The sequence below is a fragment of the Pseudomonas sp. A214 genome, assembly GCF_900156295.1.
In the GTDB taxonomy this organism is placed as follows: domain Bacteria; phylum Pseudomonadota; class Gammaproteobacteria; order Pseudomonadales; family Pseudomonadaceae; genus Aquipseudomonas; species Aquipseudomonas rhizophila.
Genome location: NZ_LT707062.1, coordinates 307,227 through 332,716 on the forward strand (window position 1 = coordinate 307,227; position 25,490 = coordinate 332,716).

Here is a 25,490-nt window from a genome sequence, read left to right on the forward strand (position 1 = left end):
TCAACAGCCGACATTAATGCAAGGCCCACGCCGCTGGTGAACGCAAACTTGCGTTAACAGCAGATCCAATGTGGGAGCGAGCCCGCTCGCGATAGCGGTGCGTCAGGCAACAGTGATGTTGAATGCAACGGCCTTATCGCGAGCAGGCTCGCTCCCACAGGGATCGGGGGAAAAATGAAAGACAGCGACCCAACCCACAGGGCTTGAAGCATGCCGCAACCGTACATCTTCCGTACCGTCGATCTGGATGGCCAGACCTTGCGCACCGCGGTACGCCCCGGCAAGCCTCATTTGACGCCCCTGCTGATTTTCAACGGCATCGGCGCCAACCTTGAGCTGGTGTTCCCGTTCATCCAGGCCCTGGACCCGGACCTGGAAGTCATCGCCTTTGACGTTCCCGGCGTCGGCGGCTCGTCGACGCCCAGCCGGCCGTATCGCTTTCCCGGCCTGGCAAAACTCACCGCGCGGATGCTCGATTACCTCGATTACGGACAGGTCAACGTGATCGGCGTGTCCTGGGGCGGCGCCCTGGCCCAGCAATTTGCCCATGACTACCCTGAGCGCTGCAAAAAGCTGGTGCTGGCGGCCACCGCCGCTGGCGCAGTGATGGTGCCGGGCAAACCGAAAGTGCTGTGGATGATGGCCAGCCCCCGGCGCTACGTGCAACCGTCCCACGTTATGCGTATCGCCCCACTGATCTACGGCGGCTCGTTCCGCCGCGACCCCAGCCTGGCGGCCAGTCATGCGGCCAAGGTGCGTTCGGCCGGCAAGCTGGGTTATTACTGGCAACTGTTCGCCGGCCTGGGCTGGACCAGCATCCACTGGCTGCACAAGATCCACCAGCCGACCCTGGTGCTGGCCGGCGACGACGATCCACTGATCCCGTTGATCAACATGCGCATGCTGGCCTGGCGCATCCCCAACGCCCAGCTGCACATCATCGACGACGGCCATCTGTTCCTGATTACCCGGGCCGAGGCTGTGGCGCCGATCATCATGAAGTTTCTGGAGGAAGAACGTCAGCGCGCGGTCATGCACCCGCATCCCGCGCCGCTGGGTGGCGGCTGACACCGCCCAAAAGCGCCTGGCAGGACGCCGGATCGCGCAACTACCCGGAACAGCGACTATGTTGTCTGGTTCGGTGTGTTTGTTTTTAGCCTGATGACGAAGGAGTTGACTCATGCGCGACAAACCGGCGAAGGGTTCCATGCCCGCCCCTGCCAACTTCATCAACGCACAAAGTGCGGTCACCGGCCTGCGGGGCCGGGACCTGCTTTCCACCCTGCGCAGTGTTGCCGTACACGGCTTGCGCAACCCAGTGCACAGCGCCCGGCATGCGTTGAAGTTGGGCAGCCAGTTGGGCCGCGTGCTGCTAGGGGAAACCCTGCACCCCACCAACCCCAACGACAAGCGTTTCGCCGATCCCACCTGGGAGCTCAATCCGTTCTACCGTCGCAGCCTGCAGGCCTACCTGAGCTGGCAGAAACAGATGAAGAGCTGGATCGACGAATGCGACATGAGCCCCGATGACCGTGCCCGGGCTCACTTCGCTTTCGCCCTGCTCAACGATGCCGTATCGCCTTCCAATACCTTGCTCAACCCGCTGGCGGTCAAGGAGCTGTTCAATTCCGGCGGTACCAGCCTGATTCGTGGCATCAGCCACTTGGTGGACGACCTGCTGCACAATGACGGGCTGCCGCGGCAAGTCACACCTCATGCCTTCGAAGTCGGCAAGACCCTGGCGACTACACCGGGGGCGGTGGTGTTTCGCAACGAAATGCTCGAGCTGATCCAGTACAAGTCCATGAGCGAAAAGCAATACGCCAAGCCGTTGCTGATCGTGCCGCCGCAGATCAACAAGTTCTACATCTTCGACCTGAGCCCTTCCAACAGCTTCGTCCAGTACGCCCTGAAAAACGGTTTGCAGGTGTTCATCATCAGTTGGCGCAACCCCGATGTACGTCATCGCGAATGGGGCCTGTCCAGCTATGTCGAGGCGACGGAAGAAGCCATGAATGTCTGCCGGGCGATCACCGGCGCCCGTGAGGTCAACCTGATGGGCGCCTGCGCCGGCGGCATGACCATCGCTGCCCTGCAAGGCCATCTGCAAGCCAAGCGCCAACTGCGCCGGGTCGCCAGCGCCACTTACCTGGTGAGCCTGCTGGACAGCCAGATGGAGAGCCCGGCCACACTGTTCATTGACGAGCAGACCCTGGAAGCCGCCAAGCGCCGCTCCTATCAGAAAGGCATCCTCGATGGCCGCGACATGGCCCGGGTGTTTGCCTGGATGCGTCCCAATGACCTGATCTGGACTTATTTCATCAACAACTACCTCCTGGGCAAGGAGCCGCCGGCGTTCGACATCCTCTACTGGAACAACGACTGCACCCGACTGCCGGCGGCCTACCATGGCGACCTACTGGACTTCTTCAAGCACAATCCCTTGACCCACCCCGGCGGCCTGGAAGTGTGCGGCACACCGATCGACCTGCAAAAAGTGACGGTGGACAGCTTCAGCGTGGCGGGCATCAATGACCACATCACGCCATGGGACGCGGTCTATCGCTCAACGCTGTTGCTCGGTGGCGAGCGGCGCTTCGTGCTGTCCAACAGCGGTCACGTCCAAAGCATTCTCAACCCGCCGGGCAACCCCAAGGCCAACTACGTCGAAAACCCGAAACTGAGCAGCGACCCGCGAGCCTGGTATTACGACGCCAAGCACATCGAGGGCAGTTGGTGGACCCAGTGGCTGGGTTGGGTCCAGGAACGCTCCGGCGCCCAACACGAAACACAGATGACCCTGGGCAACGCGAACTACCCGCCCCTGGAAGCGGCGCCGGGAACCTATGTGCGCGTGCGCTAAGGGCTCACTCCACGGCCAGACACTGGGCCGTGGCACGATTTCCATCACTAAGAAGACCGGATGAAAACCCGCGACCGCATTCTTGAATGCGCCCTGCAGTTGTTCAATGAGAAGGGCGAACCGAACGTTTCCACCATGGAAGTCGCCAACGAAATAGGCATCAGCCCAGGCAATCTCTATTACCACTTTCATGGCAAGGAGCCCCTGATCCTCGGGTTGTTCGAGCGCTTCCAGAGCGAACTGGCACCGCTGCTGGACCCACCGGCAGATGTACAACTGGCGCCGGAAGATTATTGGCTGTTCCTGCACCTGATCGTCGAACGGCTGGCTCAATACCGGTTTCTGTTCCAGGACCTGTCGAACCTGGCCGGACGCCTGCCAAAACTGGCCAAGGGCATCCGCCAGTTGCTCAACGCCCTGAAACGCACCCTGGCCTCGCTGCTGGCGCAACTCAAGGCCCAGGGGATGCTGGTCAGCGATACCCAGGCATTGGGGCAACTGGTGGAACAGATCACCATGACCTTACTGTTCTCGCTGGACTATCAGCGAATCCTCGACCGCGAGGGTGAAGTTCGACTGGTGGTCTATCAGGTCATGATGCTGGTAGCGCCGCATCTGCCGCCGGCGGCAAAGGTTGCCACCGAGCAACTGGCGTTGCGGTACCTGGAAGAGCACGACTAACGACCAGCAGAGGAAGATCCCTTGTGGGAGCGAGCCTGCTCGCGATGGCGGACGCACATCCAACATCAATGTGGCTGACACACCGCTATCGCGAGCAGGCTCGCTCCCACAATGTTTTCTGGGTGATTTCAGTATTTGCATCACCGCCCCCCTGTAGGAGCAAGCCCACTTCTGCGGTGCATCAAATGAATACGCATAAAAAAACCCGACCTTCACAGGCCGGGCGTTTTTGTTTGCCCTGGATATCAGGACTGGGTGGTAGGCGTCGATGGAGCCGGCGCAGCGGTCGGGGTAACCGCCGGAGTCGGAGCCGAAGCGGAGTTCGCGGGGCTCGTCGGGGCGGCCGGTTTGGCGGCAGCAGTCGGCGCCTTCGGTGCGGCAGCTTTTGGCGCAGCCGGTTTTTTCACCGCAGGCTTTTTCGCCGCGGCGGGTTTGGCCGCCGCTTTTGCCGCAGGCTTGGCAGCAGGTTTGGCGGCCGCGGTTTTGGCAGCCGGCTTGGCCGCTGCTTTGGTCGCGGGTTTGGCTGCTACCGGCTTGGCCGCTGCCTTGGCGGCAGGTTTGGCGGCTGCGGTTTTCGCCGCCGGCTTGGCCGCTGCTTTTGCCGCAGGCTTAGCGACGGCTTTCGCCGCGGCCTTGACCAATGGCTTGGCTGCCGTCTTGGTGGCAGGTTTGGCTGCCGCAGTCTTGGCCGCCACTGGCGCGACCTTGGCGCCGGTGAGTTTTTCGATCTGCTTGGTCAGGGTGTCGACCTTGCTGTGCAGCGCCTTGACTTCATTGCGGCTCGGCACGCCCAGCCGAGAGATCGCGCTGTTCAGGCGCTTGTCGAAAGCCCCTTCCAGTTCGTCCCACTTGCCCAGTGCGCGATCCTTCACACCGCCGATTCGCGACTTGGCGGACTCGACGGAGTCCTTGGTGGCATCGACTTGTTTGCCGACCGCCGTCTTGGTGAGTTTTTCGGCCTTCTCGCCGTCCTTAACCAGGGACTCGAAGAGTTTGCTGCCGTCAGTGTCAATCTTCGAGTACACGCCTAAACCAGCAAGCCAGATTTTGCGGGAGTATTTTTCAATCTTCCCGGCCCACGAGCTGCCTTCTTTTTCGGTGATTTTTTTGCCAGCCATCCCGTTCTCCTTAATGTTTACGCGCGACACGTTCAAGCAATGCCGTCAGCTCATCGAGCTTAGCAGAGAGTGTCTCAACGTCATGTTTAGACGGAATGCCGATACGATTCAAGGCACTTGCAACACGGGCGTCGAATACCTTCTCGACTTTATCGAGTTGTACTTCAACCCGGGCCTTGAACGTGTTGACGTCAGTCTTGGCTTCAATCAGTTCGCTGTTGGCCGCCTCGAGTTTTCCGGCAATGTTCTTTTTGCCTTTGGTTTCAACAACTTCACCGGCTTTTACCAACTCCTGGAAGTACTCGCTGCCTTCCTGGCCGACCTTGGTGTAGGCGCCCAGGCCCGCCAGCCAGATCTTGCGCGCGTACGTTTTCACGTCGCTGAGCGTGGAAGATTCAACGTCGGTTTTTTTCTTCAAAATAACTTTGGCCATGGTGCACCTCACTCGATAACAGGTTTGAGGAACTGCCCGTACACGGTCGGGCTCAGGCACAAAGTAGTGACAATAATTAGAAACGGCACCCTAACTACTGCCACAGAATCCGAGGTGATGACTTCCCCTGTGGGAGCGAGCCTGCTCGCGATGGCGATAGACCGGCAACATTGATGTTGAATGACACGCCGCTATCGCGAGCAGGCTCGCTCCCACAGGTGAATGAGTGATGAACTTGAGTCATCTCTTCAATCAAGCCAATGCTTTATCCAACGCCTTTTCAATTTCCGTCTTGATCGTGCCGCTCATGGCCGACATCAACATGCCCAGTTCGACATCGACGCGGATCGAGTCCTCGCCCACATGCACCTCGCCTTTGACCCCGGAGCGCTTGAGCTTCAGCGTGTCGCCCGACCACTGCGGCTCCAGGCCATAGCTGTCGGACAGTTTCTGCGCCAACTGGTCGGCTTTCGCGCGGGCCGCTTCCTTGCCCAGGCCATGGGCACGCTCAACTGTTATACGGGCCATCTGATGACTCCTGTTTTATCGGGACTTGCCTGCACGTTTCTGACCCTGGCTGCGTCAAAACGTCCCGGCGGTCGCTCATCTTACCTTCAGGCTTGCCAAGACAAAGCCCTCCACCGGGATTAGAATGTCCCGCATTCTTTTTTGGTGACAGCGATATGACTGATCAGCGCAAAGGCAGCGATGCCGAACCCACCACTCACTTCGGCTTCAAGAACGTGCCGGAAAGCCAGAAGGCGGAAAAAGTCGCTGAGGTTTTCCACTCGGTAGCCGCCAAATATGACTTGATGAACGATCTGCTCTCGGGTGGCATGCACCGTCTGTGGAAGCGTTTCGCGATCGAACTGTCGGGTGTGCGCAGCGGCAATCGGGTGCTGGACATCGCCGGTGGCACCGGCGACCTGACGAAGAAGTTTTCTCACATTGTCGGGCCGACCGGTCAGGTGGTGCTCGCTGACATCAACGAGTCCATGCTCAAGGTCGGTCGTGACCGCCTGCTGGACCTGGGTGTGGCCGGCAATGTCGAGTTCGTCCAGGCCGACGCCGAGAAGCTGCCCTTCCCGGACAACCATTTCGATTGCGTCACCATCGCCTTCGGCCTGCGCAACGTCACCCACAAGGAAGACGCCCTGCGCTCGATGCTACGAGTCCTCAAGCCCGGTGGTCGCCTGCTGGTGCTGGAATTCTCCAAGCCGACCAACGCGCTGATGTCCAAGGCCTACGACGCCTACTCGTTCGCCTTCATGCCACTGATGGGCAAGCTGATCACCAACGACTCGGAAAGCTATCGCTACCTGGCCGAATCGATCCGCATGCACCCGGATCAGGAAACCCTGAAGTCGATGATGGTCGAGGCCGGTTTCGACCGCGTGACCTACCACAACATGACCTCGGGCATCGTGGCCCTGCACCGCGGTATCAAGCCCTGATGCTGCTCACCGGCCTGCTCGCCAGCGTCGAACTCGGCGTCAATCGCGTCCTGCGCCTGGACAGTACGGCGCTGGCGCGCTTGGCGCACTTAAGCGGCAAGGTGATTGCGGTGGATTGCCGCAGCCCCGCATTGCGGCTGTTCATCCTGCCCAGCGACGAAGGCCTGATGCTCGCCGCACACTGGGAAGCCGAGGCCCACTGCACCCTGCGTGCCCCGGCATCGAGCCTGGTGAACCTGGCCCTGAGCAAGGACAAGACCGCCGTGCTGCATGGCCCTGAGGTGGAACTGGACGGCGACAGCGGCGTGCTGCTGGAGCTGGCGGCGATTCTCCAGGACCTGGAGCTGGACTGGGAATATGAAGTATCCCGCTGGCTCGGGCCGGTGGCCACTCAGCTACTCAGTGGCCATCTGCGCAGCCGCACTCGCTGGTATCGCCAAGGCTTCGCCAGCCTGGGGCAGAATCTGAGTGAATACCTGGCCGAGGAATCGCGTACTCTCGTAGGCCAACGCGAAGCCGACGCCCGCTTTAATGAACTGGACCAGATCAAACTTGACCTGGAACGTCTCGAGGCGCGTTTCGAGCGCCTTTCCCGCTCCCTTGAAACCAAGCGATAACGCATGAAGCTGCTTGCCGTCCGCCGTTTGTTGCGCATCCAGCGCGTCGTGATCCGCTATCGCCTCGATGACCTGCTGTTCGCCCTGCCGCTGCCCTGGTTTTTGCTGGCGCTGCGCTTCGTGCTGCCGTGGCGCTGGTTTCCCCGGCGAACGCTGGACCTGAGTCGCGGCGCACGCCTGCGCCTGGCCTTGCAGGACCTGGGACCGATCTTCATCAAGTTCGGGCAGATCCTCTCGACTCGTCGCGACCTGTTGCCCGAAGACATCGCCGATGAATTGATGATGCTTCAAGACCGCGTGCCGCCGTTCGATTCAAAGGTCTCGGTGGCCCTGATCGAAGAGCAACTGGGCAAGAAGATCAGCGAAGTGTTCAGCCGTTTCGACGTCGAGCCGTTGGCCTCGGCCTCCGTGGCCCAGGTTCACGCTGCGCAGCTCAAGAGCGGCGAAGAAGTGGTGGTGAAGGTTATCCGCCCGGGTCTCAAGCCGATCATTGCCCAGGACCTGGCGTGGCTGTTCATTCTCGCCCGGGCCGCCGAACGACTATCGGCCGATGCGCGCCTGTTGCACCCGGTTGACGTGGTCCTGGATTACGAAAAAACCATTTACGACGAACTCGATCTGCTGCGCGAAGCCGCCAACGCCAGCCAACTGCGGCGTAACTTCGAAGGCTCGCCGCTGCTCTATGTGCCGCAAGTCTATTGGGACTGGTGCCGTCCGAAAGTGTTGGTGATGGAGCGTATCTACGGCATCCAGGTCACCGACCTGGCGACCCTGGCCGACCAGCGCACCGACATGAAACTGCTGGCCGAGCGCGGCGTGGAAATCTTCTTCACCCAGGTGTTCCGCGACAGCTTCTTCCACGCCGACATGCACCCGGGGAATATCTTTGTCAGCACCGTGCAACCGTGGAGCCCGCAATACATTGCCATCGACTGCGGCATCGTCGGCAGCCTGACTCCCGAAGACCAGGACTATCTGGCCCGCAACCTGTTCGCCTTCTTCAAGCGCGACTACCGCCGCGTCGCGCAACTGCACATCGACTCCGGCTGGGTGCCGGCCGAGACCAAACTCAACGAATTCGAAGCGGCGATCCGCACGGTATGCGAACCGATCTTCGAAAAACCGTTAAAAGATATTTCATTCGGCCAGGTGCTGATGCGCCTGTTCCAGACCGCGCGTCGCTTCAATATGGAGGTTCAGCCGCAGTTGGTACTGTTGCAGAAAACCTTGCTGAACATCGAAGGCCTTGGTCGCCAGCTATACCCGGACCTGGACCTGTGGAACACCGCCCAGCCGTTCCTCGAACGCTGGATGCGTGAGCGCGTGAGCCCCAAAACCTTGCTGGGCAACGTGCAGAGCCAGTTCGAGCAGCTCCCGCACCTGGCCAACATGACCCGCGACCTGCTCGAACGCATGTCCCAACCCCACGCCCACGATCCCGCGCCGCCGTGGAAAGAGCGCGGGGACGACTGGTTCATGCGCCTGCTCGGCGCCGCTCACCTGGGTGGCGGTGCAGTACTGGCGAGCGGGGGCCCGTTGAGTCAGCTGGGCCACTGGCCCGCCGGCATCATGGTCATCGTTGGTTTGTATCTGGTCGTTCGTCGATAGCCAGCATCGGTTCACGCTGGCACACTGTTTCAAGGCTGGGCCCGTCGACTTGAGATGCGCGGCCCATTGTCGGAGTCGAAGATGAAAAACTGGCAGGACGAGATCAAATGGGACGCTGACGGCCTGGTGCCGGCCATCGCCCAGGATCACAAGACCGGGCGCGTGCTGATGATGGCCTGGATGAACCGTGAAGCGCTGGCCCTGACCGCCGCTGAGAACCGCGCCATCTATTGGTCACGTTCGCGTGGCAAGCTGTGGCGCAAGGGTGAAGAGTCCGGGCACGTGCAGCACCTGCACGAGATGCGCCTGGACTGCGACGGCGACGTCATCATCCTGATGGTCGAGCAGGTCGGTGAGATCGCCTGCCACACCGGCCGTCAAAGCTGCTTCTATCGCGTCTTCGAGAACGGCGACTGGAAAACCGTCGACCCGGTGCTCAAGGACCCGCACGCCATTTATTCAGGACATACCCATGAGTGACACCCTGACCCGCCTGGCCCAGGTGCTGGAAGAGCGCAAAGGCGCAGCGGCCGACAGTTCCTATGTCGCCAGTCTGTACCACAAGGGTTTGAACAAGATTCTGGAAAAGGTCGGTGAAGAGTCGGTCGAGACCATCATCGCCGCCAAGGACGCCGCCATCAGTGGCGACTGCAGTGACGTGATCTACGAGACCGCCGACCTGTGGTTCCATAGCCTGGTCATGCTTGCCCAACTGGGGCAGCACCCGCAGGCTGTACTGGATGAACTGGACCGTCGTTTCGGTCTGTCCGGGCACGTCGAGAAAGCCTCGCGTCCGTCCGCCTGATCAACTTACGAGAGGAATAGCCACATGGGTATTTTTGACTGGAAACACTGGGTCGTCATTCTGGTGGTCGTGGTACTGGTGTTCGGCACCAAGAAACTCAAGAACCTGGGCACTGACGTTGGCGAGTCGATCAAGGGCTTTCGCAAGGCCATGAACGACGACGAAAAACCGGCCGACCCGGCAGCGACGCCCGCTCAATCAGCGCAGCCGAGCCAACCGGTACACCCACAGGCCACTCAACCTGTGAATGCCCCGCACACCATCGATGTGCAGGCACAGAAAGTCGAAGAGCCGGCCCGCAAAGACTCGTGAGCACTGACTAATGTTTGGGATCAGCTTCACTGAACTGCTGCTCGTCGGCCTCGTCGCCCTGCTGGTACTGGGCCCCGAGCGGCTGCCGGGCGCTGCGCGCACCGCAGGTCTATGGATCGGGCGGCTCAAGCGCAGCTTCAATGCGATCAAACAGGAAGTTGAACGTGAAATCGGGGCCGACGACATTCGTCGGCAACTGCACAACGAACACATTCTGTCTCTGGAGCAGGAAGCGCGGAAAATCTTCACCCCGACCCAGCAGGAGCCGACACCGGTTCAGCCGGCGGTCGAGCCGACGATTGCCCCCCAGGCGCCGGTGGATGACACGCCGCCTGTAGCAGCCGCGCCCGCGAACCCCGTGGAGCCCGCCCCGACAGTGGCGGCACCAGCCGTTCCTAACGACCCTACTTTGCCGCCGCGAGCCCCATGAGCGATATTCCTGAAAACGACCAGCCGATGCCGCTGGTATCGCACCTCACCGAGTTGCGCACCCGCCTGTTGCGTTGCGTGGCGGCGATTTTCGTCATCTTCGCCGGGCTGTTTGCCTTCACCCAACAGATCTACACCTTCGTTTCCACACCGCTGCGCCAGTACCTGCCGGAAGGCGCGACGATGATCGCCACCGACGTGTCGTCACCGTTCCTGACGCCGCTCAAGCTGACGATGATGGTCTCGTTGTTCCTGGCGATCCCGGTGATCCTGCACCAGATCTGGGGCTTCATCGCGCCAGGCCTGTACAAGCATGAAAAACGCGTTGCCGTGCCGCTGCTGGTGTCCAGCATTCTGCTGTTCTACACCGGCATGGCCTTCGCCTACTTCTTCGTATTCCCGTTGATCTTCAAGTTCTTTGCCGCCGCCACTCCCGCGGGCGTGGAAATGATGACCGACATCACCAGCTACCTGGATTTCGTCATGACGCTGTTCTTCGCCTTCGGCGTGGCGTTCGAAATCCCAGTAGCCGTGGTACTGCTGGTGTGGATCGGCGTGGTCGACGTTGCGTACCTGAAGAAAATTCGTCCGTACGTGATCATCGGCTGCTTCGTGGTCGGCATGATCCTGACCCCGCCGGACATCTTCTCCCAGACCCTGCTCGCCGTGCCGATGTGGCTGCTGTTCGAGATCGGCATCCTGTTCGGCGGTCTGGTGCGCAAGCGCCGGGAAGAAGCAGACGATCAGCCGGTCGACGACCATAACGACCAGCCGCCAGCGACCCAAGCGTGAACCTGCTGCTGCTTGAAGAGGCCGACTTCATCGGGCCTGACCGCGTCGTGCTGAGCGATCGCCGCTTGACCCACATGCAGCAAGTGCACCGTAGCGCCGTCGGTGACAGCCTGCGGGTCGGGCGTATCGGCGGGTTGATGGGCACGGCCCAGGTGCTGCGCCTGGAAGCCCATGAAGCCGAACTGCAAGTGACACTCGACCAACCTGCGCCGGTCAAGCTGCCACTGACACTGGTGCTGGCCCTGCCTCGACCGAAAATGCTCCGGCGAGTGCTCCAGACCATCGCCAGCATGGGCGTGCCGCGCGTGGTACTGGTCAACAGTTACCGCGTGGAAAAGAGCTTCTGGCAGACCCCGTTCCTGGAGCCCGAGGCCATTCGCGAACAACTGATCCTTGGCCTGGAGCAGGCGCGCGACAGCGTGCTGCCAGAGATCATCATTGAAAAGCGCTTCAAGCCCTTCGTTGAAGACCGCCTGCCGGCCATGGCGAACGGCACCTGCGGTCTGGTCGGCCATCCGGGGAACTACCCCCCCTGCCCTCGCGCGCTGGAGGAACCCGTGACCCTCGCCATCGGCCCCGAAGGCGGCTGGATTCCTTACGAAATCGACCTGCTGGCCAAGGCCGGACTGCAACCGGTACAACTGGGCGAACGCATCCTGCGCGTCGAAACCGCCGTTACCGCGCTGCTCGCACGGTTGTTCTGACCCCCTGCCGCTTGCCCGTTTTTTGTGGCGAGCGCCAGGATTCTCAGTTCATTTCTACAGATCCCTCCCGCCCCGCCGATACAGCTCCCATAAAACCAATTCAGTGCAGCAAGGGAGAAATCAGCATGTTCCGAATGCTTACCCAGAGTCTGGGAAACGTAAGCGTCAATCGCAAACTCGGCTTCGGCTTCGGTCTGGTGCTATTTCTAACCTTGATGATCGCTTTCACCGGCTGGAGCGGCCTGGGCAATGTCATTAGCCGTGGCGACAAGCTGGGCTACATTTCCAGCCTGAACGAGTTGAGCAAGGACCTGCGCCTGGCACGCCTGGACTACTACACCACGCGGGGTGAAAACGGTCCGCAGGAAGTCAACGATCTGCTTGCCAAACTCGAGACCGGCCTGACCGCAGCCCGCCAGATGATCGAGCAGCCGGCCGACGTGGCGCTGATCGACAAACAACTGGCCGCTGTGGCCGAGTACAAAAGCGCCTTCGCCGAGATGGCCAGCGCCACCGTCAGTCGCGAAGATGCCCGCAGCAAACTCGGCGCCAGCGCCGACAACGCCGTGGCCCGCGTCGCCGAGGTTGAAAAAGCCACGCTGCAAAGCGAGAACGTCGCCCAATTCAACAGCGTGGTATCCCTGAGCAAGGCGATCCAGCAAGCGCGTTATCAGGTTCGCGGCTACACCTACAGCGGTAAGAACGAAGCCCAGCAACCGGCCCTTGACGCCATTACCGATGCCCTCAAACTTCTCGCACGCCTACCGGCGCAGTTGCCTGAGGAGCACTCCGCCAACCTGCAGCAAGCCAGCGATTCGATCAACGCCTACCGTGCGGCGGTCAGTCAGTTTCGCGATTCCCAGCTTGATACCGCCGCGGCGCTCAAGCGCATGACCGAGCAAGGCGAAGTATTGCTTGAGTCCAGCAAAAGCCTGACCGTGTCCCAGACCGCCGTGCGCGACCAGGACGCCGCCCAGGCCAAGACCGTCCTGGTATCGGCTGCCGTGCTGGCCATGTTGTTCGGCGTGATCGCAGCATTGGTCATCACCCGGCAGATCGTCGGCCCGCTGGACCAGACCCTCAAAGTCGCCGAGCGCATTGCCGCGGGCGACCTGACCCACAACCTCACCTCCGAGCGCCGCGACGAACTCGGTCAATTGCAGCGCGCCATGCAGAGCATGACCGTGGGCCTGCGGCAGTTGATCGGCGGCATCAGCGACGGCGTTACACAAATCGCCAGCGCCGCCGAACAACTCTCGGCCGTGACCGAGCAGACCAGCGCCGGGGTCAACAGCCAGAAAGTGGAAACCGACCAGGTCGCCACCGCCATGCACGAAATGACCGCCACGGTGCAGGAAGTGGCGCGCAATGCCGAGGAAGCTTCCGAAGCGGCCGTCGCGGCTGACCAGCAGGCACGCGAGGGTGAAAAAGTGGTCGGCGAAGCCATCGCCCAGATCGAACGCCTGGCCCTCGAAGTGGGTAACTCCACCACAGCCATGGGCGACCTCAAGCGCGAAAGCGACAAGATCGGCAGCGTGCTGGACGTGATCAAGTCCGTAGCCCAGCAAACCAACCTGCTGGCCCTCAACGCGGCCATCGAAGCGGCCCGTGCGGGCGAAGCCGGACGTGGTTTCGCGGTGGTGGCTGACGAGGTCCGCAGCCTGGCCCAGCGCACCCAGAAGTCCACAGAAGAAATCGAAGAACTGATCGTCGGCCTGCAGTCAGGCACCGAGCAGGTCGCGACCATCATGGACAACAGCCGCAGCCTGACCGACAACAGCGTCGAACTGACCCGCCGCGCCGGTGGTTCCCTGGAAAACATCACCCGCACGGTCTCGGCCATTCAGTCGATGAACCAGCAGATCGCCGCTGCGGCCGAGCAGCAGAGTGCCGTGGCCGAGGAGATCAACCGCAGCGTGCTGAATGTGCGCGATGTGTCGGAGCAAACTGCGTCGTCCAGTGAAGAGACGGCCGCTTCGAGCGCTGAATTGGCGCGGTTGGGGGTTCATTTGCAGACGTTGGTGGGGCGGTTCAGGGTTTGATGACTTGGGGCTGCTTACTTGAGTTTTGTGTGTATATCCGTTGCTGCGGTAACGGCGGCAATGGATATGTACTCAGTCAACAAAACCCTGGCCGGCTATCAGCCCGACTTCGCGAGCAAGCCCGCTCCCACAGGTACCGTGTCTGACCTAGCTTTTTGCCAACCCCGAGGCAACGACCAACTCTTCCAGGGCCAACAAATCCGGCACCTTCGCCACATGCTCGCCCACTTGTACCGCCGCCTGTTCCAGCCCACACAGCGGTACATCGACGTAGCTCAACTGGGTGTCGAGTTTGTAGGAACGCGGGATACCCTGGACCAGCAGCGCAATGAACCGCAACTCCGGGCGCCCGCCCAGGGCATTGAGCACGACGATGCGCGCACGCTCGCCGATCACGGTTTTCTGGCCGCAGGCCGACTCGAAACTCAGCAACGGGATTTGCCGTTCGCGCCAGCTCACCCAACCCAGGAACCACGGCGGAGTGTCCATATCGAACGCGCTGCTCTGGTAGTCGATCAGCTCGGCCACGGCCACGTTGGGTAAAATCAGATGCCGGTCGGCCAAGGGTAGCAGCAGCCCAGTGATGTGCCCGGTACGCGGGTGAAGGTCATGCATGGGTTTTGCTCCAGCGGGCGATGCTGTCGAGCAGCACCGATTCCTGGTACGGCTTGCCCAGGTAGTCGTTGACGCCGATGGCCATGGCGCGGTCGCGGTGTTTCTGGCCGGTGCGGGAGGTGATCATGATGATCGGCAGGTGGGCCAGGCGCGGGTCATTGCGTACTTGCGTGGCCACTTCGAAGCCGTCCATGCGCGGCATTTCGATGTCCAACAACATCAGGTCGGGGGAGTGTTCGGCCAGCAGCGCCATGGCATCCACGCCGTCCTTGGCGGTGAGCACGTGCATGCCGTGGCGCTCCAGCAGGCGGCTGGTGACCTTGCGGACCGTCACCGAGTCGTCCACCACCAGCACCAGCAATGCTCGCGGGTGTTCGCCCTCGCCTTGCGCCGCTGCCGGGCGGCGTGGGACCTGATGAGGCAAGGCGCGGATCGGCGCCAACAGGTCGAGAATCAACACCACCCGGCCATCGCCCAGGATCGTCGCCCCCGACAAGCCCTGCACCGCCGAAAATTGCGGGCCGAGGCTCTTGACCACGATCTCCCGGGTCCCGGCGGTAGCGTCCACTTGCACCGCGATATGCCGCTCGCTGCATTGCATCAGCAGCACCGGCAACGGTTGGCTCTGGCCCAACAGTTTCGGGCGAGCGCCGGTTTTCAATAGCTCACCCAGGTAGCACAGCTCATAGCGTTGCCCGGCGTAGGTGTAGGTCGGCGGGTCGAGCTGGTAATAGCCATCCAGTTCAGCGGGCAACACCCGGACGATACTTTCGATGGTGTTCAGTGGGATCGCGTACTGGTCTTCGTGACATTGCACCATCAACGCCCGGTTCACCGCCACGGTAAACGGCAGGCGAATGCGGAAATGCACGCCCTGCCCCGGTGTGGAGTCGATGACCATGCTGCCGCCCAGTTGCCGCACCTCTTCGTGGACCACGTCCATGCCGACGCCGCGCCCGGAAATCTGGGTGATTTTTTCGGCGGTGGAAAAGCCCGGCTGCAAGATGAATTGCAGCACGTCGCGGTCGCTGATGTCGCTGTCCGGTGCCAGCAGACCACGCTTGATCGCCTTGCTGCGCACCGCCTCCAGCGGCACGCCGGCGCCGTCGTCGCGAATGTCGAAAATGATGTCGCCACCTTCCCGGGACAGGTCGAGGCTGATGCGCCCCCGGGCCGGTTTCCCGGCAGCGATGCGCACGTCGGCTGGCTCCAGGCCGTGGTCGACGGCGTTGCGCAGCATATGCTCCAAGGGCGCGGCCATGCGCTCCAGCACGCTACGGTCCATTTCGCCTTCAGCATTGCCAACCACGAACTCCACGTCCTTGCCCAACTCCTGCGCCACTTGCCGCACGATGCGTTTGAGGCGCGGCAACATGCGCTCGAACGGCACCATGCGCGTGCGCATCAACCCTTCCTGAAGTTCGGTATTGACCCGCCCCTGCTGTTGCAGCAGGTTCTCAGCGTCGTGATTGCTGCGTTCGAGGGTTTCCTTGAGATCGAGCAAGTCCGAGGCCGATTCGAACAGCGCCCGGGACAATTGCTGCAACTGGGAATGCCGGTCCATCTCCAGCGGGTCGAATTCTTCGTAGCCCAGGCGCTCGGCCTCGACCTGCTGGCGACTGAGGATCCGGCCCTGGGTTTCGGTATCAAGACGGCGCAACTGGTCGCGCATGCGCTCGATAGTGGTTTCCATCTCGCCCAGGGCCACGCGCGCGTCGTTGACCTGCTGTTCGATACGCCCACGGAAAATCGAGGTTTCCCCAGCCAGGTTCACCAGGTCGTCAAGCAATTCGGCGGAGACTTTGACCATGTCCGCGCCGTCGCTCGGGGTGCCGGTCTCAGGCCTTGTGGGTGCAGGCGGCGGGGTCGGGGCCGGTTCCGGCGCGGGGACGACTTTGGGCGTCTCGCTGTCCTGCGGATGATTCACCGCCTGGATCTGCGCGATCAGCCGGTCGGCAACGGGGCAGGGGTGGCCGGCGCGTACCGCATCGAGCATCTGCGCCAGCCGGTCATGGCTGCTTTGCAGCAAGGCGAACAGCGCTGGAGTCGGTTGGAGCAGCCCCGCCGACAAGCCTTCATAGAGATTTTCCAGCTCATGGGCCAGGTCGCCGATGGGGACGATTTCCACCATCCGCGCACCACCCTTGAGGGTGTGCAAATCCCGCAACAGCGTTTCCAGGGCCTGACGGTTCGATGGTTCGTCCTGCCAGCGCAGCAGCGCTGAGCCTGCGCTGTCGAGAATGTCGAAACCTTCTTCGAGGAAGATTTCCAGCAGCTCCGGGTCATGTCCGGCCCCCTCGCCCTGAACCGCCCCTGCCGAATCGATTGGGTTCGGCTTGTCCTGACGGAACCGGCGAATGGCGTCGATCAGCGCAACGGGATCGCCCAACGGCTGGCCCTGCTGCAACTGCCCGAGCAGCAGATCGAGGCGTTCGTGACTGCTGCTGAGCAGTTGCTCGAGTTCCTCGCTGTGGCTGTAACGGCGGTCCACCAGCCCTTCGTAGAGATTTTCCAGCTCCTGGGCCAGGTCGCTCACCGGCCGGATATCGGCCATTCGTGCGCCGCCCTTGAGGGTGTGCAAGTCGCGTTGCAACGAGGACAGCGGCGCTGCGTTGTCCGGGTCGGCCAGCCAACGTTGCAGGGCCTGGGCGGCGCTTTCGAGGATGTCCTGCGCCTCTTCGAGGAAGATCGAGGCAATGTCGTCGTCCACTGAGGTCTCAGCAGGGGCGCTGCGCTGCAGTTCCGCTGTCGCGTTACCCAGTTCGCGGATGCTCAGGGTGCGGCTGCCATCGCTGCGGATCAGGCCGGTGGCGGATGGGTCCAGGCTCTCTTGGAGCAAGCCGCGCAGGGCCTGCACCCGCTCGGGCTGCGAGTGCACGTGTTGCCCGGCGGCCAATTCATCGAGCATGTCGATCAAGGCTTCATGGGCGCGCTGCGCTTCCTGGAAAAACACGTCGCTGACTGCCAGGCTGCTTTCCTCCACTGCGCCATAGAGATCGAGCAAGGCTTCACAGAGCTCGTCCACCGGGTGCAAGTCGGCCAAGTGCGCGCCTTCGCCGAGGGTGGTCAGCTCGTCCAGCAGTGCACTGAGTTCCTGGCCTTCGCCGGGGTGCTGCTGCCAACGGCGCAACAGGTTTTCGGCATCGAGCAGGATGTCCATGCCCTGGGCGAGGAAGTTGTTGATCAGTTGGGGATCGCGCTTGGTCCGCAAGCCTTTGTCCGGTGCACTGAGGGCCGTTTGCAGGCGCTCGGCCAGCAGCGTTTGGGTTCGCTGGATCAGCTCTTCTGCGCCGGGGATCGGCGCCAGGGGGTCACCGTGCAACTGACGCAAGCCCAGGCGCAACAGGCCCTCGGCCTCCAGCAGCAATTCAGTTTCATCAAGGTCGAGGGCGATCAGGTGCGCCTTGTATTCCCGGGCCAACTGGTCCATCGCGCCGGCCAGCTCGGCAATCGGCAACACGCCGGCCATTGATGCGCTGCCCTTGAGGGTATGCAAGGCTCGCTGCAATTCGTCGTTGGCCTGCAGCGGCAAGTGTTCGGCGGCCTGGTCGAGAAAGCGATTGAGGCTGGCAAGGTGACCCTGGGCTTCGTTGTCGAATATCTTCAGCAACAACGGGTCGAGGGCGGCGACATCCTGGGCGTCTTCATCGTCATCGACGCCCTTTGCCAGCGCATGGGCACGGGCGGCCAGACGGTCGACATCGTCGCGCTGACGCTGGCGGTTGTCTGCAAACTCGCTCACCAGGGCCGGTAGCAACTGCACCGTGTCATCGAGCAACTGCCGGACCGCAGCACCCGGCTCAACACTGCGCTCCAGCACCCGGTTGAGCAGGTTTTCCACAGCCCAGGCCAGCTCACCCAAGACCAGCGCCCGCACCATCCGACCGCTGCCCTTGAGGGTATGGAAGGCCCTGCGCAATTCGGCCAGGGCGCCATGGTCGTCAGGGTGAGCGGCCCAGCGCGGCAGGTATTCGCGCAAAACGTCGAGCACCTCGTCGGCTTCTTCAAGGAAGACCTCGCGCAGCTCGTCGTCCACCGGATGCTCGTCCAACGGCGGCGGCAACAGGCTACCCGGCGTGCTCCGGGCCGGCGGGTTGACCGCCGAGACCGGGCTGGCCAGCATTTGGGCCAAGGACTGCACGGTCTGCGGGTCATCCAGCTCCTGCAAGTCCTGCATGACCTGGGCCTCGTTCGGGCTCAGCACATCGTCAAGCAACGGCACCCGGGCTTCGTCGGGGAAATAACCGAGGGCACCCAAGCTGCGCTCGACCACGTCCAACAAGGGTTCGCCGGGCGTTTCCGGGTCTTCGCTCAAACGTTCCAGGTAATATTCGAGGCCGGTGATTACGTCGGCCAGGTGATCGAGCTCTTCCCAGCCCGGCTGGGCGTGATCCAACAGCAGATGCTCGCGAATGAAACCATTGCACGCCTCCACAAGGCTGGCGGCGCGGCTCAAGGGGATCATCGCCAGCGCGCCGCGCACCTGGGTCAGCAACGCCGGTAGCGCTTGCAGTTGTTCGCTGTTCCAGTCGGCGTCGATGTAGTCGACGATCATGTCCTTGGCCTGTTGCAGGCAGGTGTGGGCTTCCTTGATAACAATCTGGTGGATCTGGGTCAGGTCTGTGGTGGGCAGGTGGCTGTCTTCAGGGCTCTCGGGCTCGACGGTGCCGACCATGCCGGCCAGAGTGGCCTCGACGTAGAGCAAGGCCCCGGCGACATCCATGAGCGTCGCGTCATCCGGCTCGCGATGACCTTGGGCGAGGCTCAGGACCACCGCCAATTGATCGATGATCACTTTTCGCGGCTGACCGAAGCCGAGCACCGCCAGGGTGTCGGCGATCTGTCGCAGGGGCGCCAGCAGGCTGTCCAGCTCCGAGGCGTGCTGGCGGTCACTGCGCACGAACAGGTCGAGCCGCTCCTTGACCCGCACCAGCTCTTCGCAGAGTGCGGCGAGCACCGAGCGCATGGCATCGCGGTCCGGTCCGGCCAGGCGTGCGCGTTCTTCGTCGACCATGGCGCTGTCGGGCAGCGCGTCGTCCAGTGAGTAGCGTTCTTTCATGATCTGCATCTGCCCGCTGGGATGTTCGGCCTTGGCAATATAGAACAACAAACTCGTCAGCAACTGTGGCGGCGCCGGTTGATTGATGCCTTGCAGGCCCTGGTCCAACAGGCGCTTGAGTTCCTTGTCCGCTTCCTTGAATAAGCTGCGCAGGGCCGGGCTATTGGCGATACGCCCCTCGCGCATGCCTTCGACCAGGGCCGACGCCACCTGCCACAGCGCATTGAGCGGTGCGGCGGCGCACAGCCCTTCCAGGCGGTGGAAGACCTTGGCCAGATAGCCGAGATGGGTGGCGTCGTCCTGTTCGCGCAACAGCCCCACCAGGGCCACTTGCAGGGTCTGGCGCAGTTTGCGCAAGGTGTTGGGCAGGTCAGGCGGTTCGAGTCGCTTCAAGGCCTCGTCACTGAGCGGCGCGATCAGCGGTAACTCTGGACTGAACAGGCTGGTCTCCGACAACAGGCTCTCGCCCCGGGCGCTGCGCAAATCATTGATCAATGGCAGCACCACCAACGGCAGATCGCGGCGGGCACCTTGGATGCGGTCCAGATAGATCGGCAACTGCCCAAGGGCCTGGCTCAACAGACTGATGGCTTCGTCGCGATGGGCGATGCGGTTGTCCTGCAGGGCGACGCATAGCTGTTCCATCTCCTCGGCCAGCAGCGCGGCACCATAGAACTCGACCATCTGCAGGCCGCCGTGCACCTGATGAATGCACGCCAGGCAATGCGCGAGGGCATCCGCCGCCTGCGGGTCGTCCACCAGGCGGTTGAGCGCCAGATGGGCCTGCTTCAGCGTTTCGGCAATCTCGCCCTTGACCCACTCCAGGGCCACATAGTCGTGCCGATCACCCATAACCACTCCAAATCAACAGTCTAAGACGCAGGAACATCAGCCCTTGTGGCGAGGGGATTTATCCCCGCTGGGCTGCGAAGCGGCCCCCTGCAATGCAGAATCCAACATCTATGTCCCAGACTGGCTATTTTGGGACTGCTTCGCAGTCCAGCGGGGATAAATCCCCTCGCCACAAAAGCTTCCTCGCCACATGACCCTTCTCAATATACAGATCCAGCCAGTTACGCCTTGTTCTCATCCGCCGCAGCCGCCGCCGGCAAAGTAAACCCCGACACCGAACGACGCAGCTGACTGGCCATTTTCGCCAGGTTGCCGATGCTCTCGGCGGTGGCGGTGGAGCCGGAAGAGGTTTGCGTGGTGATCTGCTGGATCACGTTCATGGTCAAGGAAATCTGCCCCGCCGACGTGGTCTGTTGCTGCGCCGCGTTGGAAATGCTCTGGATCAGCGCCGCCAGGGTCTTGGACACGCCTTCGATTTCTTCCAGGGCCACCCCGGCATCCTGGGCCAGTCGGGCGCCGCGCACCACTTCGGTGGTGGTCTGTTCCATGGAAATCACCGCCTCGTTGGTGTCAGCCTGAATCGCCCGCACCAGGGTCTCGATCTGCCGGGTCGCCGCCGAAGAGCGCTCCGCCAGCCGCTGCACTTCATCGGCCACCACCGCGAACCCGCGCCCGGCGTCACCGGCCATGGACGCCTGGATAGCGGCGTTGAGGGCCAGGATGTTGGTCTGGTCGGCAATGTCATCGATCAGGCTGACAATGTCGCCGATTTCCTGAGACGACTCCCCCAGGCGCTTGATGCGCTTGGCCGTGTCCTGGATCTGCTCGCGAATGTTGTCCATGCCATGAATGGTGTTGTGCACCACCTCGTTGCCTTTGTTGGCGATCTCCACGGAGCGCTCGGCCACCGCCGACGACTCGGCGGCATTGGCCGAGACCTGATCGATGGACTGGGCCATTTCATTGATTGAAGTCGAAGCTTCGGATATCTGCTGGGCCTGATGTTCGGAAGCCTGCGCCAGGTGCATCGCCGTAGCCTGGGTTTCCTGCACCGCAGCGGCGACCTGGCCGGCGGTGAGGTTGATGGTGGCCACAAGGTCACGCAGTTGGTCCACCGAATAGTTGATGGAATCGGCGATGGTGCCGGTAAAGTCTTCGGTAACCGAGGCGGTCACGGTCAGGTCGCCATCGGCCAGGTCTTCGATCTCGTCCAGCAGACGCATGATCGCGTTCTGGTTGCGCTCATTCTTTTCTGCGGTTTCACGCAACTGCCGGTTGGTTTCGCGGACCATCACCAGCCCGATCAGGATGATCGACATCAGCGCCAACAGACCCAGCACATAACCACCGATGGCGTTTGCGGAACGCCCGCCGGCCAGGTTTTCGAACGCGGTGGCCAGGTGCGACGCTTCGTCCAGCAAGGTTTGCGACAGGTTGAAGATGTTGCCTGCCGACTCGCGGACCTTGAACAGCTCAGGAGAGGTTTCGAGGATTTCGTCCACCGAGCCGGAGACGAATTCGAAGAGTTCGCTGATCTCACTCAGGCGAGCCCGGGCATCGCGGTCCTGTACTTGGGAGATCTTCAAGGCCGGGTCACCTTGCGACATGCCATTGAGCACCTGACCAAAACGTGCGGCATCGCGGCCAAAGGTATCGGCGGCCTGACTGGCGTTTTCATCCCCCGCCAGCACGGTGTTCACCGCCCCGAGAATCCGTTCGGCCAGCAACGACTGGCGCTGGGCCATGGCGACCTGCGCGGCGGGCGCGCCGCGCTGCAGGAGAATTTCGACGACCTTTTCGTACTCGACCTGCAATTGCGGCACGGTTTCGGCGAGGGTCGCCGCCACCTGATGCAGCGACAGCACAGTCTGTTCGCTGGACAGGATGGCATCGGTGTTCTTGAGCAGGCGTTCCCAGTCCAGCTGTACGGCACGCATCTGCGGGCGCAGGGCAGCAGGTGCCGGTGGCAGGCCGGTCACCGGGTCGCCTTGCTTCAGGTAGCCCCAGCGCTGGGCGAAATCATTGCGCGCCTCGCTCAGCAACTTGAACGCCGCGGCCTTGCCGGCGGCCGCCTCGGTGGCGTTCTTCGCGATGCGCTGGGACAGCACCCGCAACTCACCGGCGTGGCCAATGTACTGCTTGTCGTAGTTGGACTGGGTGTTGAGGTAAGCGAAGTTGGCGAACAGCAGCATGATGAAGACAATCAGCGCGACGAACAGCACGATGATCTGCGAACGACTGCGCGACGCTTCCAGAGGCTTACCTGTATTTGCTTTGCTCATCGGTTCTCGCCTGTACTGCCCAATCCAACCCACTCACCACTGCCAACTGTAAGCAAGCCCTTGTAGTGCAGCCTGCTCAATCAGTGTGACTCTGTGGGAGCAAGGCTTGCCTGCGATGAAAACAACACGGTTTCCCGCCTACCGAGGCGCCGCCATCGCGAGCAAGCTTTGCTCCCACTGGCTCGTTCCCACAAGGGACCGTGTGGCATCTCGTCAAACAGCTACATCCATGAACCCCGGCGAGCGCGTCAGCGCAAACGGGCTGAACACCTGCCACTGCCGTTCACCGCGAAACCGGCCCTTGACGAAGGCCGACTCCGGGCCGTCAAGGTCGTCCATCAGCGTCGGCTCCAGGCTGTCCTGGGCAAAATGCTGCAATCCGAGGACTTCATCCACCAGCAACCCGGTAAAGACCTCGTCATGATCCACCACCAGCACCCGCCGCTGCTTGCGCACGCTCGACAGCTCATGGCCGAAGAAACCGCACAAATCCATCAACGGCAATAAGCGCCCGCGCAGATTAGCCACACCACGAACCCATGGCTTGACCCCGGGCAAATGTGTGTAGCGCGGTTCGTGCAGCACTTCGCTGACTTCGCCCATGGGCGCCACGTACCAGTGTTCGCCGAGGCGAAAACCGATGCCGCTCCAGCTGTCGCCGTGGGTCGGTTGTGACGGCAGGTCCGCCCCCAGCAGCCGGCAACGCCGGTCGATCTGCAGGAGCAGTTCGAAAGCGGTCAGGGATTGGCTCATGGCCGTGTCATCAACCCGCCAGCACGTTGTTCAGGGTCTTGATCAGGGTTTCTTCGTCCACCGGTTTGGTCAGGTAGTCCTTCGCGCCTTGGCGAGTGCCCCAGACCTTGTCGGTGTCCTGGTCCTTGGTGGTGATGATGATCACCGGGATGTGCCCGGTGTCCGGATCCTTGGTCAACTGGCGCGTGGCCTGGAAACCGTTGAGGCCGGGCATGACGATATCCATCAGGACCGCGTCGGGCTTTTCCTGGCGAGCCAGGGCCACGCCGTCGGCGCCGTTTTCGGCCTTCAGGACCTGGTGGCCGTGCTTTTCCAGCATGCCGGTCAGTTTGTACATTTCGGTCGGCGAATCATCGACGATCAGAATTCGTGCCATGGTGTTCCCCATTTTTTGTTGACCCCAGGCCCGATGGCCGAGTGTCATTAATGTGCCTGGTGCGGCTGGACAGCGGCAAAGCCCGGAACATGAGCCCGTATCGCGCCCAGCAGTTCTTCCTTGCTGAAAGGCTTGGTCAAAAACTGATCGGAGCCGACGATGCGCCCCTTGGCCTTGTCGAACAAACCGTCCCGGGACGACAACATGATCACCGGCGTGGCCTTGAAAACGCTGTTGTTCTTGATCAGGGCACAAGTCTGGTAACCGTCCAGGCGCGGCATCATGATGTCGACAAAGATAATGCCCGGATGATGGTCGGCGATCTTGGCCAGGGCATCGAAGCCATCGACCGCCGTGATGACCTCGCAACCCACGTTGCGCAACAAGGTCTCGGCGGTGCGGCGGATGGTCTTCGAGTCGTCGATGACCATGACCTTCAAGGCGCTGGGTTGCTGCTGCGTAAGATGCTCTGCCATTGCCACTGCAAACCGGTTTTTAACGCGTAAGTGTGAACGACAGCGCAAACCCTTGATGTTCAAGGCCCGCACGTCACATGCCAGCCTTTTTAGCACAGTCTCCATCGCCGATCTATCGGCCGCTCGGTACAGTGGTTTTTCCTTGACCGCCAATCTTCCGGGCGCCACTCTGACGCCACTTTTTCACACCATTTGTGCCCATCAATTTTCGAGGAACCAAGCCATGAGCGTACGCGTCGGCATTGTCATGGACCCTATCGCCAGCATTTCCTATAAAAAGGATAGCTCGCTGGCCATGCTGCTGGCCGCTCAGAAGCGCGGCTGGGAGCTGTTCTACATGGAACAGCGCGACCTCTACCAGGCCGAAGGCCAGGCACGGGCGCGGATGAAGCCGCTGAACGTCTTCGCCAACCCCGAAAAATGGTTTGAGCTGGGCGCCGAACGCGATGCGCTGCTCAGCGACCTGGACGTGATCCTCATGCGCAAGGATCCGCCCTTCGACATGGAGTTCGTGTATTCCACCTACCTGCTGGAGCAGGCCGAAAACGCCGGTGTGCTGGTGGTCAACAAACCCCAGAGCCTGCGCGACTGCAACGAAAAGCTGTTCGCCACGCTGTTCCCGCAATGCACGCCGCCCACCATCGTCAGCCGTCGCCCGGACGTGCTGCGTGAATTCGCCGACCATCACGGCGACGTGATCCTCAAGCCCCTGGACGGCATGGGCGGCTCCTCGATTTTCCGTCACACCGCCGGCCACCCCAACCTGTCAGTGATCCTCGAAACCCTGACCCTGCACGGTCAGCAGCAGATCATGATCCAGGGATACCTGCCGGCCATCGTCGATGGCGACAAGCGCATCCTGATGATCGACGGCGAACCGGTGGACTATTGCCTGGCGCGCATTCCCGCGGCCGGCGAAACCCGCGGCAACCTGGCGGCCGGCGGGCGTGGCGAGGCGCGTCCGTTGACTGAAAAGGACCGCTGGATCGCGGCCCAGGTCGGCCCGACCCTGCGGGAGAAGGGTCTGCTGTTCGTGGGCCTGGACGTGATCGGCGAGCACCTGACGGAAATCAACGTCACCAGCCCGACCTGCATCCGCGAGATCGACAACGCCTTCGGCACCGACATCGGCGCGATGCTGATGGATGCCATCGATCAGAAGCTCAAGGCTCGTTGATCCAGATCCTGCTGAAGGAAACCCACATTGCGTTATCATGCC

The 25,490-nt window shown here is 61.9% G+C and carries 22 protein-coding genes and 2 pseudogenes; 15 read left to right on the forward strand and 9 right to left on the reverse strand.

Features of this window, described 5'->3' with window-relative positions; all coding sequences use genetic code 11:
* Nucleotides 1-210: 210 nt before the first annotated feature.
* The 3 genes from phaZ to BW979_RS01300 all read left to right on the forward strand — a co-directional run bounded on the left by phaZ (nt 211) and on the right by BW979_RS01300 (nt 3,544).
* On the forward strand, nt 211-1,068 hold the full coding sequence (gene phaZ / locus BW979_RS01290; protein WP_047225979.1) for a poly(3-hydroxyalkanoate) depolymerase: 858 nt from the start codon (nt 211-213) through the stop codon (nt 1,066-1,068).
* Between the two features lie 112 nt (nt 1,069-1,180).
* The gene (gene phaC / locus BW979_RS01295) at nt 1,181-2,863 is read left to right on the forward strand and encodes a class II poly(R)-hydroxyalkanoic acid synthase (RefSeq protein WP_047225980.1); all 1,683 of its coding nucleotides are present in this window, start codon (nt 1,181-1,183) and stop codon (nt 2,861-2,863) included.
* 60 nt (nt 2,864-2,923) lie between these two features.
* Nucleotides 2,924-3,544 (forward strand): TetR/AcrR family transcriptional regulator, encoded by a 621-nt coding sequence (locus BW979_RS01300; protein ID WP_076383006.1) that lies wholly within the window; start codon nt 2,924-2,926, stop codon nt 3,542-3,544.
* A gap of 245 nt (nt 3,545-3,789) precedes the next feature.
* Here BW979_RS01300 and BW979_RS01305 read toward each other — a convergent pair whose 3' ends face one another.
* The 3 genes from BW979_RS01305 to BW979_RS01315 all read right to left on the reverse strand — a co-directional run bounded on the left by BW979_RS01305 (nt 3,790) and on the right by BW979_RS01315 (nt 5,623).
* A complete protein-coding gene (locus tag BW979_RS01305; RefSeq protein WP_076383008.1) occupies nt 3,790-4,662 on the reverse strand; it encodes a phasin family protein in 873 nt (290 codons plus the stop codon).
* A 10-nt stretch (nt 4,663-4,672) separates the two neighbouring features.
* Nucleotides 4,673-5,095: a phasin family protein gene (locus tag BW979_RS01310; protein WP_076383010.1), complete on the reverse strand. Its 423-nt coding sequence runs from the start codon at nt 5,093-5,095 to the stop codon at nt 4,673-4,675.
* Between the two features lie 252 nt (nt 5,096-5,347).
* On the reverse strand, nt 5,348-5,623 hold the full coding sequence (locus BW979_RS01315; RefSeq protein WP_076383012.1) for a polyhydroxyalkanoic acid system family protein: 276 nt from the start codon (nt 5,621-5,623) through the stop codon (nt 5,348-5,350).
* Nucleotides 5,624-5,778: 155 nt separating this feature from the next.
* Between BW979_RS01315 and ubiE the strand changes: the two genes are divergently transcribed.
* From ubiE to BW979_RS28045, 11 genes and pseudogenes are all read left to right on the forward strand, one after another.
* The gene (gene ubiE, locus BW979_RS01320; RefSeq protein ID WP_047225985.1) at nt 5,779-6,549 is read left to right on the forward strand and encodes a bifunctional demethylmenaquinone methyltransferase/2-methoxy-6-polyprenyl-1,4-benzoquinol methylase UbiE; all 771 of its coding nucleotides are present in this window, start codon (nt 5,779-5,781) and stop codon (nt 6,547-6,549) included.
* Nucleotides 6,549-7,173: pseudogene (locus BW979_RS01325) on the forward strand (ubiquinone biosynthesis accessory factor UbiJ). The gene ubiE and the pseudogene BW979_RS01325 overlap by 1 nt, the downstream one beginning before the upstream one ends.
* Nucleotides 7,170-8,774, forward strand: coding sequence for a ubiquinone biosynthesis regulatory protein kinase UbiB (ubiB, locus tag BW979_RS01330; protein WP_047225986.1), 1,605 nt, complete (start codon nt 7,170-7,172; stop codon nt 8,772-8,774). The pseudogene BW979_RS01325 and the gene ubiB overlap by 4 nt, the downstream one beginning before the upstream one ends.
* Nucleotides 8,775-8,855: 81 nt before the next feature.
* Nucleotides 8,856-9,254: a phosphoribosyl-AMP cyclohydrolase gene (gene hisI, locus BW979_RS01335; RefSeq protein ID WP_003196931.1), complete on the forward strand. Its 399-nt coding sequence runs from the start codon at nt 8,856-8,858 to the stop codon at nt 9,252-9,254.
* Nucleotides 9,247-9,579 (forward strand): phosphoribosyl-ATP diphosphatase, encoded by a 333-nt coding sequence (locus BW979_RS01340; protein WP_003186671.1) that lies wholly within the window; start codon nt 9,247-9,249, stop codon nt 9,577-9,579. The genes hisI and BW979_RS01340 overlap by 8 nt, the downstream gene beginning before the upstream one ends.
* 24 nt (nt 9,580-9,603) lie before the next feature.
* Entirely contained in the window at nt 9,604-9,891 is a 288-nt protein-coding gene (locus tag BW979_RS01345; protein ID WP_076383014.1) for a twin-arginine translocase TatA/TatE family subunit, read from the forward strand.
* 10 nt (nt 9,892-9,901) lie between these two features.
* Nucleotides 9,902-10,321 carry a Sec-independent protein translocase protein TatB gene (gene tatB, locus BW979_RS01350; RefSeq protein WP_047225989.1) on the forward strand — a complete coding sequence of 140 codons (420 nt, stop codon included), beginning with the start codon at nt 9,902-9,904 and terminating at the stop codon, nt 10,319-10,321.
* Nucleotides 10,318-11,112 carry a twin-arginine translocase subunit TatC gene (gene tatC / locus BW979_RS01355; protein ID WP_076383016.1) on the forward strand — a complete coding sequence of 265 codons (795 nt, stop codon included), beginning with the start codon at nt 10,318-10,320 and terminating at the stop codon, nt 11,110-11,112. Before tatB ends, tatC begins: the two co-directional genes overlap by 4 nt.
* Complete coding sequence (locus tag BW979_RS01360) at nt 11,109-11,816, forward strand: 16S rRNA (uracil(1498)-N(3))-methyltransferase (protein WP_076383018.1); 708 nt, start codon at nt 11,109-11,111, stop codon at nt 11,814-11,816. The genes tatC and BW979_RS01360 overlap by 4 nt, the downstream gene beginning before the upstream one ends.
* A gap of 215 nt (nt 11,817-12,031) precedes the next feature.
* Nucleotides 12,032-13,000, forward strand: a pseudogene (locus tag BW979_RS28040) (methyl-accepting chemotaxis protein); the annotation flags it as partial.
* Nucleotides 12,995-13,858, forward strand: a complete 864-nt coding sequence (locus tag BW979_RS28045) for a methyl-accepting chemotaxis protein (protein ID WP_442793065.1) — start codon at nt 12,995-12,997, stop codon at nt 13,856-13,858. The pseudogene BW979_RS28040 and the gene BW979_RS28045, both read left to right, overlap by 6 nt.
* A 147-nt stretch (nt 13,859-14,005) precedes the next feature.
* Here the strand turns inward: BW979_RS28045 and BW979_RS01370 are convergent, their stop codons facing one another.
* The 6 genes from BW979_RS01370 to BW979_RS01395 all read right to left on the reverse strand — a co-directional run bounded on the left by BW979_RS01370 (nt 14,006) and on the right by BW979_RS01395 (nt 24,271).
* The gene (locus BW979_RS01370; protein ID WP_047225993.1) at nt 14,006-14,473 is read right to left on the reverse strand and encodes a chemotaxis protein CheW; all 468 of its coding nucleotides are present in this window, start codon (nt 14,471-14,473) and stop codon (nt 14,006-14,008) included.
* Nucleotides 14,466-20,384 carry an Hpt domain-containing protein gene (locus tag BW979_RS01375; protein ID WP_076383020.1) on the reverse strand — a complete coding sequence of 1,973 codons (5,919 nt, stop codon included), beginning with the start codon at nt 20,382-20,384 and terminating at the stop codon, nt 14,466-14,468. The genes BW979_RS01370 and BW979_RS01375 overlap by 8 nt, the downstream gene beginning before the upstream one ends.
* Nucleotides 20,385-20,605: 221 nt before the next feature.
* On the reverse strand, nt 20,606-22,666 hold the full coding sequence (locus BW979_RS01380; RefSeq protein ID WP_047225995.1) for a methyl-accepting chemotaxis protein: 2,061 nt from the start codon (nt 22,664-22,666) through the stop codon (nt 20,606-20,608).
* Nucleotides 22,667-22,879: 213 nt separating this feature from the next.
* Nucleotides 22,880-23,419: a chemotaxis protein CheW gene (locus tag BW979_RS01385; RefSeq protein WP_047225996.1), complete on the reverse strand. Its 540-nt coding sequence runs from the start codon at nt 23,417-23,419 to the stop codon at nt 22,880-22,882.
* Between the two features lie 10 nt (nt 23,420-23,429).
* Nucleotides 23,430-23,795: a twitching motility response regulator PilH gene (pilH, locus tag BW979_RS01390; protein ID WP_047226188.1), complete on the reverse strand. Its 366-nt coding sequence runs from the start codon at nt 23,793-23,795 to the stop codon at nt 23,430-23,432.
* A 47-nt stretch (nt 23,796-23,842) separates the two neighbouring features.
* On the reverse strand, nt 23,843-24,271 hold the full coding sequence (locus tag BW979_RS01395) for a response regulator (protein ID WP_047225997.1): 429 nt from the start codon (nt 24,269-24,271) through the stop codon (nt 23,843-23,845).
* Nucleotides 24,272-24,494: 223 nt separating this feature from the next.
* Here BW979_RS01395 and gshB point away from each other — a divergent pair, with 223 nt between their 5' ends.
* Nucleotides 24,495-25,448, forward strand: a complete 954-nt coding sequence (gene gshB, locus BW979_RS01400) for a glutathione synthase (RefSeq protein ID WP_076383022.1) — start codon at nt 24,495-24,497, stop codon at nt 25,446-25,448.
* Nucleotides 25,449-25,490: the final 42 nt, after the last annotated feature.

Coding starts and splice junctions, on each gene's coding strand:
- phaZ (WP_047225979.1), top strand. CDS start 211: ATGCCGCAACCGTACATCTTCCGTACCGTCGATCTGGATGGCCAGACC.
- phaC (WP_047225980.1), top strand. CDS start 1,181: ATGCGCGACAAACCGGCGAAGGGTTCCATGCCCGCCCCTGCCAACTTC.
- BW979_RS01300 (WP_076383006.1), top strand. CDS start 2,924: ATGAAAACCCGCGACCGCATTCTTGAATGCGCCCTGCAGTTGTTCAAT.
- BW979_RS01305 (WP_076383008.1), bottom strand. CDS start 4,662: ATGGCTGGCAAAAAAATCACCGAAAAAGAAGGCAGCTCGTGGGCCGGG.
- BW979_RS01310 (WP_076383010.1), bottom strand. CDS start 5,095: ATGGCCAAAGTTATTTTGAAGAAAAAAACCGACGTTGAATCTTCCACG.
- BW979_RS01315 (WP_076383012.1), bottom strand. CDS start 5,623: ATGGCCCGTATAACAGTTGAGCGTGCCCATGGCCTGGGCAAGGAAGCG.
- ubiE (WP_047225985.1), top strand. CDS start 5,779: ATGACTGATCAGCGCAAAGGCAGCGATGCCGAACCCACCACTCACTTC.
- ubiB (WP_047225986.1), top strand. CDS start 7,170: ATGAAGCTGCTTGCCGTCCGCCGTTTGTTGCGCATCCAGCGCGTCGTG.
- hisI (WP_003196931.1), top strand. CDS start 8,856: ATGAAAAACTGGCAGGACGAGATCAAATGGGACGCTGACGGCCTGGTG.
- BW979_RS01340 (WP_003186671.1), top strand. CDS start 9,247: ATGAGTGACACCCTGACCCGCCTGGCCCAGGTGCTGGAAGAGCGCAAA.
- BW979_RS01345 (WP_076383014.1), top strand. CDS start 9,604: ATGGGTATTTTTGACTGGAAACACTGGGTCGTCATTCTGGTGGTCGTG.
- tatB (WP_047225989.1), top strand. CDS start 9,902: ATGTTTGGGATCAGCTTCACTGAACTGCTGCTCGTCGGCCTCGTCGCC.
- tatC (WP_076383016.1), top strand. CDS start 10,318: ATGAGCGATATTCCTGAAAACGACCAGCCGATGCCGCTGGTATCGCAC.
- BW979_RS28045 (WP_442793065.1), top strand. CDS start 12,995: ATGACCGTGGGCCTGCGGCAGTTGATCGGCGGCATCAGCGACGGCGTT.
- BW979_RS01370 (WP_047225993.1), bottom strand. CDS start 14,473: ATGCATGACCTTCACCCGCGTACCGGGCACATCACTGGGCTGCTGCTA.
- BW979_RS01375 (WP_076383020.1), bottom strand. CDS start 20,384: ATGGGTGATCGGCACGACTATGTGGCCCTGGAGTGGGTCAAGGGCGAG.
- BW979_RS01380 (WP_047225995.1), bottom strand. CDS start 22,666: ATGAGCAAAGCAAATACAGGTAAGCCTCTGGAAGCGTCGCGCAGTCGT.
- BW979_RS01385 (WP_047225996.1), bottom strand. CDS start 23,419: ATGAGCCAATCCCTGACCGCTTTCGAACTGCTCCTGCAGATCGACCGG.
- pilH (WP_047226188.1), bottom strand. CDS start 23,795: ATGGCACGAATTCTGATCGTCGATGATTCGCCGACCGAAATGTACAAA.
- BW979_RS01395 (WP_047225997.1), bottom strand. CDS start 24,271: ATGGCAGAGCATCTTACGCAGCAGCAACCCAGCGCCTTGAAGGTCATG.
- gshB (WP_076383022.1), top strand. CDS start 24,495: ATGAGCGTACGCGTCGGCATTGTCATGGACCCTATCGCCAGCATTTCC.